The sequence below is a fragment of the Marinobacter sp. UBA5687 genome (assembly GCF_002420325.1).
Classification (GTDB): Bacteria; Pseudomonadota; Gammaproteobacteria; order Pseudomonadales; family Oleiphilaceae; genus Marinobacter; species Marinobacter nauticus.
The window spans coordinates 12,420-25,004 of sequence record NZ_DIHV01000068.1; the positions used below are offsets into that span (position 1 = coordinate 12,420).

The 12,585-nt window shown below is 60.8% G+C and carries 9 protein-coding genes; 6 read left to right on the forward strand and 3 right to left on the reverse strand.

Features of this window, described 5'->3' with window-relative positions; all coding sequences use genetic code 11:
- From recC to B3Y70_RS07315, 3 genes are all read right to left on the reverse strand, one after another.
- A partial coding sequence (recC, locus tag B3Y70_RS07305; RefSeq protein ID WP_288589500.1) for an exodeoxyribonuclease V subunit gamma occupies window positions 1–2,042 on the reverse strand: 2,042 nt, incomplete at its 3' end.
- Between the two features lie 162 nt (window positions 2,043–2,204).
- Window positions 2,205–2,426, reverse strand: coding sequence for a hypothetical protein (locus B3Y70_RS07310; protein WP_147271083.1), 222 nt, complete (start codon window positions 2,424–2,426; stop codon window positions 2,205–2,207).
- A gap of 24 nt (window positions 2,427–2,450) precedes the next feature.
- Window positions 2,451–2,918, reverse strand: coding sequence for a hypothetical protein (locus tag B3Y70_RS07315; protein ID WP_273030923.1), 468 nt, complete (start codon window positions 2,916–2,918; stop codon window positions 2,451–2,453).
- A gap of 156 nt (window positions 2,919–3,074) precedes the next feature.
- Between B3Y70_RS07315 and B3Y70_RS07320 the strand changes: the two genes are divergently transcribed.
- The 6 genes from B3Y70_RS07320 (at window position 3,075) to B3Y70_RS07345 (ending at window position 12,511) form a co-directional block, all read left to right on the forward strand.
- Window positions 3,075–4,775, forward strand: a complete 1,701-nt coding sequence (locus B3Y70_RS07320; protein ID WP_288589501.1) for a VRR-NUC domain-containing protein — start codon at window positions 3,075–3,077, stop codon at window positions 4,773–4,775.
- A complete protein-coding gene (locus B3Y70_RS07325; RefSeq protein WP_286895932.1) occupies window positions 4,772–7,024 on the forward strand; it encodes an ATP-dependent DNA helicase in 2,253 nt (750 codons plus the stop codon). The genes B3Y70_RS07320 and B3Y70_RS07325 overlap by 4 nt, the downstream gene beginning before the upstream one ends.
- Before the next feature lie 129 nt (window positions 7,025–7,153).
- Window positions 7,154–7,546 (forward strand): globin domain-containing protein, encoded by a 393-nt coding sequence (locus B3Y70_RS07330; RefSeq protein ID WP_011783597.1) that lies wholly within the window; start codon window positions 7,154–7,156, stop codon window positions 7,544–7,546.
- A 121-nt stretch (window positions 7,547–7,667) separates the two neighbouring features.
- Window positions 7,668–8,666, forward strand: a complete 999-nt coding sequence (locus tag B3Y70_RS07335) for an HlyD family secretion protein (protein ID WP_022992636.1) — start codon at window positions 7,668–7,670, stop codon at window positions 8,664–8,666.
- Complete coding sequence (gene rbbA / locus B3Y70_RS07340; protein ID WP_273030919.1) at window positions 8,659–11,388, forward strand: ribosome-associated ATPase/putative transporter RbbA; 2,730 nt, start codon at window positions 8,659–8,661, stop codon at window positions 11,386–11,388. The genes B3Y70_RS07335 and rbbA overlap by 8 nt, the downstream gene beginning before the upstream one ends.
- Before the next feature lies 1 nt (window position 11,389).
- On the forward strand, window positions 11,390–12,511 hold the full coding sequence (locus tag B3Y70_RS07345) for an ABC transporter permease (protein ID WP_141066707.1): 1,122 nt from the start codon (window positions 11,390–11,392) through the stop codon (window positions 12,509–12,511).
- The last annotated feature ends 74 nt before the right edge of the window (window positions 12,512–12,585 follow it).

Here is a 12,585-nt window from a genome sequence, read left to right on the forward strand (position 1 = left end):
AGGAAACGCTGGTTCAGGCCGCCCTCATCCAGGCCCTGCAGTAGCACATCCTTGACGATATTCAGGGGCAGCGGTTGCTGTTCCAGTCCGGCGGCCAGGGCATCGTCCAGCCACTGCTCCAACTGACGGCGGAAGCGGTTCAGCAACAGCAGGTCCTGGCCTTCCACCTTGTGGAAAAACTGCTCCAGCATGGCGGAGAACAGGGCTTCCCATTCCCCGGGCGTGCGGGTGGCCTGCAGTGCCTGCCACAGGGCTTCCAGCTGGTGCACGAATTCGCCCAGGCGACCGGCCAGGCTGGCTTGCAGGCCGCCGATTTCACCATAGGGCTCTACCCCGCCCCAGGGCTGGTCATCGCCCATGCCATAACCCAGCAACATGGCGCGCAGCCCTGCTTGCCAGGTGTTGCGTTCCAGCTCTGCCGGCAGGTCCAGGCTTTCCCGGTGCTTGCCATGCAGGCCCCAGCGAATATTGGCGCCTTCCACCCAGCGCCGGGCCAGAGGGATGTCGTCTTCGCTGATGTCAAAGCGGTCGCGGATGCCGGCTACTTCCAGCAAGCTGATGATTTCGCTCACACCGAAGCGGCTTCGGGGCAATGACATCAGGGTTTCCAGGGCAATTAGCACGGGTTCGTGGTGGCGCTGTCCCTGGTCGGAAATGGTGAACGGAATGTGGCGCTTGCGGCCCGGGGAGTAACGACCGAACACCGCCTGAATATGAGGCGCGTACACGTTGATGTCAGGCACCATCACAATTACATCCCGGGGCCGCAGTGTCGGATCGGCATTGAACGCAGCCAGCAGCTGGTCGTGCAGAATCTCCACTTCCCGCTGGGGGCCGTGGGCGTCGTGGAACACCACGGAATGGTCGCGGGTCAGATCCACCGTGCGCTGCTGCTGGCGGATTTCCTGCAGCGGCGTCAGGTTGTGGATATCGTTCTGCAACTGGTGCAGCAGGCAGGGGGTATCCACATCGCCATGGTCGGTGAAGATGTCGATCTTCTGGCCCGGCGTCTGGAAACTGGCGCGGTAGTCGTCCGGGTTGTCGAACTCATCCAGCAGGCGAATGTAGTCCCGGCCCTGTTTTCCCCAGGCCGCCAGCAACGGGTTGGCGTGCTGGTGCAACTGGTCCGGGTCGTCAATTTGCGACAACACCGGGTGTGCTGCGCCCCGCTTGCGTTCGGCTTTTAACAGTTCCCGGTCGCTGATGATGTCGGCCCAGTAGAACTGGCAGGGGTTGTGAACACACAGTACCACCTGGCTGAACCGGCTCAGGACATACAGGGCTTCCAGCGCCTGCCGGGGTAAAGACGAGACCCCGAACACCACGATGCGTCTGGGCAGGCGGGCTGGGTTAGCCGGTTCGCTGATGCGCTGGCCCTGTTCCATAAAGCGGGTGTGAATCTGCGAGCGGCTGGTGTGGGCCTCGCTGCCTGTATCTGCTACCAGCTTGCGCCAGAGCAGCGGCTGCCAGCAGGCTTCCGCATCCAGGGCTTTCTCCTCGCCCCGAGCGGTGATTACCACATCCTTGCCCTGCTCCCAGGCCGCCAGCCAGTCGGCCCGGAACACCTGGTACTGGTCGAACAGGTCGGCCACTTTCTCGGCCAGCTGAAAGTTGCGCAGGTCGGTATCGCGGCCGTCCAGGAATCGGGCCAGTGGCGTAAACGCCTCATCCTGCCCCACCAGCTCCGGCAGCAATCGGTACAGCCGCCAGACCAGGCGGCGCTTGTCGAAGGGGGACTGCTCCGGTACTTCGCCGTCGGGCAACACCGCCCGATAGGCCTGCCAGATGAACCGGGCAGGAAACAGGAAATCCATGCCGGCGGCAATGCCCAGGCCGCCTTCCACGCCATCCTCGGTGCGCTTCTCCGCCAGCGCCAGCTTCAGCCACTGGGCAATGCCGTTACTCTGCACCAGAAAGGTCTCGCTCTGCAGCGGCGGCATGGGGTTCTGCCGGCAGATATAGACCACGGCGCGGCGCAGGTCTTCCAGATGGTTGGCATGGATGGCGTGAAAGCCGGGTTCAATGGCTGTGGAGTCGGCCATGGTTTTCCTTGTCTGATGAACAATTCAATCCTCGGGCCACAGCTTACCGCAGTTGGCCGAGAATACGGACCGTCAGGCGTACTCCATCGTAACCTGGCGGAGCGACACGGGCAGTCGTGATTGTTCAAAAGACAGAGGTTGCGAATCCGGATGTCGGCCGGGTCAGGAATGCCGCAGACAAGCCAGAAGCAGATGACGAACCAGACTCTGGGAGGACGCATCCAGACAAGAAAAATCCTCGGCGTGCAACTGCCTGTTTTGCATCAGCCTGGCCAGACTTTTGGCATCAATGCTGATGCAAACCCGATCATGATGCCGGCTCTCCAGCCAGCTCAGATCTTCAATCTTGTGCGCCTGAACCGGGTTCGGGCGTGTGAAGGGCATACCCATAGCTCCTCCGTAAACCTGTCAGTGCATGGCCATCGCCGGACGTGTTGTCGGCGTTGTGAACGGGAACGAGGGCCAGTTCAGGTACTCGGCAAAGAATGCCGAATGGCGACGATGATCCAGCAATACCTCCAGACACTCATCGGTGCTGCATCGACCGGTTATACCCGGGCAGGGCTCGCTGGATTGCAGGCTGTCCAGAGCCCGGAAAAGCACATGCTCGGCGGCGCTGATGTCGCCACGGTCGCGCAGCGCCCGGCATACCAGTATCGCCGCCAGGGTCAGCTCTACCTGCATGCAGTCCGGGTGATGTTTGCGGGCCAGGCACGCCAGATCGAAAGCACTGCCGGTGGCGGCCACCAGCTTGTCGGAATCCTGGTTTTCGCTGAAGGTAATGGCATATTCCATCCAGAGCAGCCATAGATCATTTTTCTCGTTCAGGGAAAGACTGGCAAACATCCGGCGGTGGCGTGGGCAGAGAAATTTCATGGCGTCCTCCTTGTCGTGATACAAATGATAATAGTTATCATTAAATAAATTGGCAAGGCTCGTGATGATTAATTTTTGTGCATGGAACAGGTTTGAGCCTGCCCGCCTTCCGGCGTAAAGTTTGTGCCTCTCTGCCAATCCAACGTTTGCATTCCTATGACCAAGCACCGACCGGTTCCCGCCAGCCTGGATGATCCGCTCTATTATCTGGAGAACATGGATATTCTGGTGGCCTGGGTAGCGAACCACCACGCGGACCTGTTAACGGAACAGGAGCGAAACCGGCTGGCGGCCTTCAGCGGCCTGGCCACCGGGCCCCGGGCGCTGCTGACCCGCATGGTAATGCGTACCGGAGAGCTGTTCCGGGCCGACAAGCTGCGTTATCCCGAACTGCCGGTGCCGGAATCGGAAGCACTCAGGATACTGGTGCAGGCGGGCTGGCTGGATCCTGCGCCGGAGCTAAGCGTGGACGACCTGTTCCGGCTGTTTACCCTGGCTGAATTACGGCCGGTGTTCGCCGATTGGTTGCAACAGCAGGGTCACCCGAAAACTCTGGGCAAGGCCCGGATGCGGGAGCTGATGGCGGAACCGTTCAATGCACCAAGAGCCTTGGGGGCTTGGCTGCCTGGTGGCGGTGAGGCTTCGACTGTGGTCCGGTTGCAGGACATGGCCTTGTTCGATCGCATCCGCCTGATGTTCTTCGGCAATCTGCGCCAGAGCTGGACCGACTTTGTGCTGGTGGAACTGGGCGTTCAGCAGTTCGAGTCTGTGCCATTTACCCCGGCATCCCGGGCCTTCCAGCAGCGGGCCGAGGTGGATTGCTACCTGCAGATGCATGCATGCCGGGAGCGACTCGACAACGGCGAACCGGCGGTCGACGTCTGGCCCGATGTTCCGGGGCCTGTGGATAACCCCTGGCTCACCAGCCGCCGGGACCGGTTGTTGCTGGAACTGGGCCGGCAGGCGGAGCGACAGGGCGAACGGGAACTGGCACTTGAGGTTCTGGAAAACAGCGGACACCGGGAAGCGCGGCTGAAACAGCTTCGCTTGCTGGAACGGATGAAGCGTTTTGAGGAAGCCTGGGCCATAGCCTGTCAGTGGCGAACCAGTGCACTGAGCGACGCCGAAGCCCAGGGCCTCGCCCGGTTGCTGAAGCGGCTGGCGCCGAAGGTAGGGGCCGACCAGCCCGAGCCTGTGGATAACCCCCCACTGCAGGAATTCACCCTCACATTGCCGAAGCCGGACACGGGTACGGTGGAGCTGGCAGCGCTGCAGCATCTGGCCACGGATGACGCCCCGGTGTTCTATGTGGAAAACACCCTGATCAACGCCCTGTTCGGTCTGCTGTGCTGGCCGGTGATCTTCCAGCCCCTGCCCGGCGCCTTCTTTCATCCGTTCCATATTGGCCCGGCAGACCTGACCCGGGAAGACTTCGTTGCCCGTCGCCAGCAGGCGTTCGAGCAAAGGTTCCGTTTGCTGGGCACCGGCGCCTATCGCAGGGAAATCCTCGACACCTATAAGAACAAGCAGGGCATCGCCAATCCCTTCGTGTTCTGGCCGGTTTTGGATGAAGCTCTTTTAGAGCTGGCCCTGCACTGCATTCCCTCTGGCCACCTGGAGGCCCTGTTCCGGCGCCTGCTGAACAACATCAAGGAACACCGCAGCGGCTTTCCGGATTTGATCCGGTTTGTACCGGACGCGGAGCAACCCGAACAGCGTTATGAAATGATCGAAGTAAAAGGCCCCGGCGACCGCCTGCAGGACCACCAGGTGCGCTGGTTGCAGTTCTTCGCCCGGCAAGGCATCCCGGCCAGCGTATGCTATGTGCGATGGCAGGATGATGAGGCTCGCGGGTGAAAGTCGCCGTTCGCACCCTGTGTGAGTTCGCCGCCCGCCACGGCGACCTGGACTTCCGCTACACCCCGGCGCCCAGCAGCGAAGAGGGCATTGCCGGCCACCAGGCGATCCAGGCTAAACGCGGTTACGGCTATAAAAGCGAGTACTCACTGACCGGTAAGGTTCTGGGAATGCAGCTTTCCGGTCGGGCCGATGGTTACCACCCGCACAAGAACCGGCTGGAAGAAATCAAAACCCACCGGGGCGATGTGTCCCGCATTCGCCCCCACCAGCGCGCCCTGCACCGGGCCCAGTTACGGGCTTACGGCGCCCTGCTGTGCCGACAGGAAAACCGCAAAAACGTGGAACTGGCGCTGGTGTATTACGACACCGGCCGCGACAAGGAAACCGTGCTCACCGAAACCGCCACCGCGGGCGAACTGTGGCAGGAACTGGAAACCCTGTGTGGCCTTTACAAGGCCTGGGCCGAGCAGGAAGAACACCACCGGGAGCTGCGTGATGCGCTGCTGGCCAAACTGCGCTTTCCGTTCCCGGACTTCCGGCCCCGGCAACGGCAACTGGCGGAAACCGTGTACAAGAACTCGGTCAAAACCGGCACCCTGCTGCTGGAGGCGCCCACCGGCCTGGGTAAAACCCTGGGCACCCTGTTTCCGGCCCTGATGGCCATGCCCGCGGCAAAGCAGGACCGGCTGTACTACCTCACCTGCCGCAACACCGCCCGGCAGCTGGCGCTGGATGCTGTGGATAAGTTGCGACACGCCCAGGATGAGCTACAACCCTGGCCGCTGCGTACCCTGGAGCTGGTTTCAAAAGACGACGCCTGCGAACACCCGGACAAAGCCTGCCACGGCGAATCCTGCCCGCTGGCGAAAGGGTTTTTCGACCGCCTGCCGGACGCCCGGGCCGAGGCGGTGCAGAGCAAAGAACCGTTAAATCAGGAGAATTTGGCGAAAATCGCCGCAGATCATGATATTTGCCCCTATTTTCTTGCCCAGGAAATGGCCCGTTGGTGCGATCTGATCATTGGCGATGTCAACCGCCTGTTCGACCAGTCGGCCCTGTTGCACGGCCTGATCCGTCAGAACAACTGGCAGGCCAGCGTGCTGGTGGACGAAGCCCACAACCTGGTGGATCGTGCCCGAGGCATGTACTCGGTGCAGTTGGAACAACAGCGGTTATTGAAGCTGAAGAAGACCGCCCCGAAACCGGTGAAAGCAGCGCTGGACCGCACTGCCCGGGCCTGGCAGGCGCTGATTCGGGACCATGGTGAACAGGCGCAACCGGTGTTCCTGGCCACCCTGCCGGCGCAACTGCTGGGCGCATTGCAGGCCATGGTCTCGGTGATCACCGACTACCTGGCCGACAACCCGCCGGACCTGGCCCTGCAGGAAGTGATGTTCGAAAGTGTGGCCTTCATGAAACTGGCAGACAGCTTTGGTGACCATTCCCTGTGCGAATTCCAGCGCAGCGGCCGCGGCCGGGCCAGCCTGACCATCCAGAATCTGATTCCGGCGGATTTCCTCATTGAGCGCTTCAAAGCCGCTCACTCGGTACTGCTGTTCTCCGCAACCCTCAGCCCCGGCGTGTATTACCGGGATTTGCTTGGTTTGCCGGAAGACGCCCGATTCACGTCCCTGCCCAGCCCTTTCAGCGCCGGACAACTGAAGGTTGAGTTCACACCCGGCATCAGCACCCGGCAGGTGCATCGTGAAGCCAGCCTGCAGCCCGTCGCCGAACTGATCGCCAAACAGTACCGGACACGGCCTGGCCACTACCTGGCGTTCTTCAGCAGCTTTAAATACGCCAAAGAGGTGAGCGATGCGTTGGCAAAACAGGCACCTGATATTCCCCAGCGTTCACAGCAACCGGGGATGAGTGCGGAGCAGCGTCGGCAGTTCCTGGCGGACTTTCGGAAGCCTGAAGGCAGCATCGCTTTCGCGGTACTCGGCGGCGTGTTCAGCGAAGGCATCGATCTGCCTGGTGACCAGCTGATTGGCGCCTTTGTAGCCACCCTGGGCCTGCCACCGTTTGATGCCTGGCATGAAATCCTCAAAGAGCGCCTGCAACAACGATTTGGCGAAGGCTATAACTACACCTACCTGATCCCCGGCCTGCAGAAAGTGGCCCAGGCGGCTGGCCGGGTGATCCGCACTCCGGAAGACCGGGGGGTAATCTGGCTGATTGATGACCGCTTTCTGAAACGACCGGTGCGTGGCCTGTTGCCGACCTGGTGGTTCACCAACACCTGATTCAGAGAGCGTCAAATTGTCGCGATCGACGTCAGTTGTTACATGTCACTATGGAAAAACCTGTTCGCTTGCTTAGAATCCGTGGCCCTTAATGACAATCCCCCCGATGATCAAGGACACTGATTGCAAATGAACCCGACCGATCTTGTTTTCCAGAGCTATGGTCGCTGCTGCCGCAAGGATGAATTCTTTGTGGATTTCTACGACTTCTTTATGTCCAGCTCCGATGCCATCCGCAACCGGTTTCTGAACACGGATATGTCTGCTCAGCGCCATCTGCTGCGTAACGGTGTGATGCAGATCATTCTGGTTGCCCGGGGTATGTCCGACCGCAAATTGCGGGATCTGGGAGAAAGCCATAATCGCCACAATTACAATATTCAGCCTGAGTGGTACGACCTCTGGCAGGAGGCATTGCTGAAAACGGTCCGCGCTCACGATCCGGAATACACGCCCGAACTCCGAGAGGCGTGGCGTAGCGTGCTCAAGCCCGGTATCGACCTGATCCGCGGCGCCTACTGAGTTCATGGCAAGCTGACGGGCGGGATAGATTGGAAGCTATTTTGATTCCCTTCAGCCTGAACGTTACACTTCTGCTCTATACTTACCCTGTCATACCTATTCTTCCCCTCAAGGACGACACATGGCCCAGAAAAGCACCAACACCGCTCCCAAACTTTTTCTCGTTGTGCTGATCGTGGCCCTGATTGCCGTTGCAGCCTGGTACCTGATGCCGAAAGGCGATCAGGTGCCGGAGCATATTGGCTCTGGTAACGGTCGTATTGAAGCCACCGAAGTCGATATTGCCACCCGAATACCCGGACGCCTGGAATCCTTCGAAGTCCGCGAGGGCGACATGGTTGAAGCCGGCATGTTGCTGGCTGTGATGGATACCGACGAACTTGAGGCCAGCCTGGCAGCGGCGCAAGCCAGTTTGCACCAGGCCGAGCAGAGCCGGCGACTGGCCGAGGCCGTGGTGGCCCAACGGGAAAGCGAGCGTCGGTATGCCCAAGCCGAACTGGCCCGTATTGAATCGCTGGCCGATCGGGGCCATGCCTCTCAGGAGCAGTTGGACCGCGCCCGTACCGCGGCGGAAACCGCCGAGGCGGCATTGCAGGCCGCCAGAGTACAAGTGGCGTCTGCCGATGCCAGTATCGAAGCTGCCAAAGCCAGTGCCCGCCGTATCCAAACCAATATTGATGACAGTCAGTTGACCACGCCGGTGGGTGGCCGGGTTCTGTATCGGCTGGCGGAGCCGGGCGAGGTGCTGGCCGCCGGTGGCAAAGTAGCCACGGTACTGGATGTCACCGATGTGTACATGACCATCTTCCTGCCCACAGCCCAGGCGGGCAAAGTCCGGGTTGGCTCTGAAGCCCGGATCGTTCTTGATGCCCTGCCGGACTATGTGGTGCCAGCGGAAGTCAGCTTCGTCGCCGCCGAAGCCCAGTTCACGCCGAAGTCTGTGGAAACCCGCAGCGAGCGGGAGAAGCTGATGTTCCGGGTTCGTATCCGGATTGATCCGGAGTTGCTCAAAGCCTATCGGGACCGGGTGAAAACCGGCGTACCGGGCGAAGCCTACGTAAGACTGGATGAGGGCCAGCCCTGGCCCGAGAGCCTGAAAGTGGCTTTGCCCAATGACTGAGACCGTGGCCCGGCTGGAAGGAGTCAGCCATCGCTACGGGGAAACCGATGCGCTGTCTGAACTATCCCTGACGTTTCCGTCTGGCTGCATGGTCGGGCTGATCGGCCCGGACGGGGTGGGCAAATCCACACTGTTGGGCCTGCTTGCCGGTGCCCGTGAGTTGCAGACCGGCGAGTTGCAGGTGCTTGGCGGCGATATGCGCAGCCAGAGGTTTCGTAACCGGGTCGCCCCCCGCATTGCCTATATGCCCCAGGGACTGGGCGGTAATCTCTACCATACGCTGACGGTGGACGAGAACATCGCCTTCTTCGCCGATCTGTTTGGTTTGCGAGGCCCCTCCAGGAAGGATCAGATTGACCGGTTGCTTGAAGCTACCGGGTTGTTGTCTTTCCGGGACCGTCCCGCCGGCAAGCTGTCCGGCGGTATGAAACAGAAGCTGGGGCTGTGCTGTGCCCTTATCCACAGCCCCGATCTGCTGATTCTGGATGAACCCACCACCGGCGTGGACCCGCTCTCCCGCAAGCGTTTCTGGGATCTGATCGATACCATTCGCCGACAACGCAGCGGTATGAGCGTGTTGGTGGCCACGGCCTACATGGAAGAAGCCGAACGTTACGACTGGCTGGTGGCCATGGACGAGGGCAAGGTACTGGCCACAGGCTCACCGGCCGAACTCCGTGAGCAGACCAATACCGAGACGCTGGACGATGCCTTCATCGCGCTGTTACCCGAAAACCGGCAGGTGCAGGAAAGCGGCGATACGGCTATTGCTGCGCAGCGAGAGCCAACCGGGGAAAACCAGACGCCGGCCATTGAGGCTGAGCATCTGACCCTGCGGTTTGGCAGCTTTACGGCGGTTCGTAACGTCAGCTTTTCCATCCCGAAAGGCGAAATCTTCGGTTTTCTGGGATCCAACGGTTGTGGCAAGACCACCACCATGAAAATGCTCACCGGATTGCTGACCCCAACAGAAGGCGAAGTCCGGCTGTTCGGTGAACCACTGGATGCCAAAGACCTGGCCACCCGGCAGAAGGTGGGCTACATGTCCCAGGCCTTCTCGCTCTATGGTGAGCTCACCGTGCGCCAGAATCTGGATCTGCATGCCCGGCTGTTTCACCTGCCGGACACCAAAATCCCGGAGCGTATTTCGGTGCTGGTTCGGGAGTTCGGTCTTGAAGATGTACTGGACCAGCGAGCAGGCGCCCTGCCACTTGGGGTTCGCCAGCGGCTGTCCCTGGCCGTGGCTGTGGTGCACGAGCCCGAATTGCTGATCCTGGATGAACCTACCTCAGGCGTCGACCCGGGGGCCCGCAACCGGTTCTGGCAATTGTTGATGCGCCTGTCGCGGGAAGATGGCGTGACCATTTTTATCTCCACTCATTTCATGAACGAGGGTGAGCGCTGCGACCGGATTTCGCTCATGCACGCGGGCGAAGTATTGGCTTGCGATACGCCCGATCGACTGGTTGAAGCCTCTGGCACCGACAGCCTGGAAGGCGCGTTCATGAAAACCCTGGAAGCGGTGGATAAAGAGCCGGAGACCGGCGCCGACCAACTGGCTCTGGAGCCCGCCAGTCATGGTGACCGGCCGACCGTGTTCAGTCCCCGGCGCTTGCTGGCTTACGCCACCCGGGAAGCGAGGGAACTGTTGCGGGATCCCATTCGAATGGCCTTCGCCTTTATCGGTTCCGCGTTGTTGATGCTGATCCTGGGTTACGGCATTACCCTGGATGTAGAAGACCTGTCGTTCGCCGTGCTGGATCGGGACCAGACACCCCAGAGCCGGGATTACATCGCGGCGGTGTCCGGCTCCCGATATTTCCTGCAACAACCGGAGTTGCAGAATATCCAGGAGCTGGAACAACGCATGCGCTCCGGCGAGCTAAGCCTGGCTATTGAGATTCCGCCGGGCTTCGGCAAAGACCTGAAACGGGGGCGACCGACTGAAATGGCGGTTTGGGTGGATGGTGCCATGCCTTTCCGGGGCGAGACCATCCTGGGTTACGTTGAAGGCATGCACATCAGTTACCTGACGGAGCTGGCCCAGCGCACTCTGGGCGTGGTACCCACACTGACACTGGTCACGCTGGAGGACCGGTATCGCTACAACCAGGACTTCCGGAGCCTGGATGCGATGGTGCCAGCGGTTATCCCCATTTTGCTGATCTTTATTCCGGCCATTCTGATGGCCCTGGGCATCGTCCGGGAAAAGGAACTGGGCTCCATCACCAACCTGTACGTCACTCCGGTCACCCGGGTGGAGTTCTTGCTGGGCAAACAGCTGCCCTACATCGCGTTCAGCATGATCAGCTACGTGAGCCTGGTCTTGCTGGCGGTGTACGTGTTTGATGTCGCGATCAAAGGCAGCCTGCTGACGCTCACCTTCGGCGCCCTGCTCTTTGTGACCGCCACCACGGCCCTGGGTCAGGTAATGTCGACCTTTGCCTCGACCCAGATTGCCGCCCTGGCGGCCACTGCGATTCTCACCATACTGCCGACCGTACAGTTTTCCGGCCTGACCGAACCGGTGTCGTCCCTGAGCGGCGCCGGCGCATTGATCGGTCCCGTCTGGCCGGCGACCTGGTTCCTGCAGATCAGCCGTGGCGTGTTTACCAAAGGCCTGTCGCTGGCGGATATGCAGGGCGCGTTCCTGGCCCTGGCGGCGTTCGTTCCGGTGCTGACCGTAATGGCGGTGGCGTTGCTCAGAAAACAGGGGCGCTGACATGAATTCCTTACGCAACATCTGGCACCTCGGCATCAAGGAACTGCGCAGTCTGTGGCAGGACAAGGCATTGATGGTGTTTGTGCTGGTGGCGTTTACGGTGATGATCTACACCGCAGGTTCCGCCGGCTCCATGGAGCTTCACAACGCACCGATCGCCGTGGTGGACGAAGATCAGACGGTGTTGTCTGGCCGCATCATCAATTCGCTCCAGCAGCCATGGTTCCTGAAGCCGGATCTGGTGGCCTACGGCGACATCGACGACCTGCTGGACAAGGGCAGCCATACCTTTGCCCTGGTGATTCCCGAGGGCTTTGAGCGGGATGTCCGGCAGGGCAACCCGGTGGCGTTGCAGCTGAACATCGACGCCACCCGCATGAGCCAGGCCTTTATTGGCACCAATTACATTCAGCGCTTTGCGATGGCAGAAGTGGCGGAGTTTCTGCAACCGGGTAGCTCTGCCAGCACCGGGCTACCGATCGAGCTGGTCACCCGGGTGAGTTACAACCCCAATCTGGACGGAACCTGGTTTGGCGGTGTCATGGAGCTGATCACCCAGGTGACCCTGATCAGCATCATTCTTACCGGGGCAGCACTGATCCGGGAGCGGGAGCACGGGACTGTGGAGCATCTGATGGTGATGCCGTTGCGGCCTTTCGAAATCATGGCGTCCAAGGTGTGGGCCAATGGTCTGGTGGTGTTACTGGCCGCGGCGCTGTCGGTAACGCTGGTGATCCAGGGCTGGCTACAGGTGCCGGTGGCAGGGTCAGTGTTGCTGTTTCTGCTCGGCGCCCTGATTCACCTGTTTTCCACCACCGCCATCGGCATTCTGATCGGCACCGTGGCCCGAACCATGCCCCAGTTTGGCCTGCTGCTGATTCTCACCATTCTGCCCTTGCAGTTGCTGTCGGGCGGAATCACGCCCCGGGAAAGCATGCCCGAGCTGGTGCAGGATCTGATGCTGGCGTCGCCCACCACCCACTTTGTCAGCATGGCCCAGGCCATTCTGTACCGCGGTGCGGGGCTGGAGGTGGTGTGGCCACAGATGCTGGCCCTGATGGCCATTGGCGGGGTGTTCTTCACGGCGGCGTTGTTGCTCTTCCGTCGCCATCTCTCGGTGTAAGTCAGTAAGGCCACCACCCAACCGGGGTGGTGGCGGTCGACGCTTAGCCGAATTCGAAGAACGCCAGCTTGTTG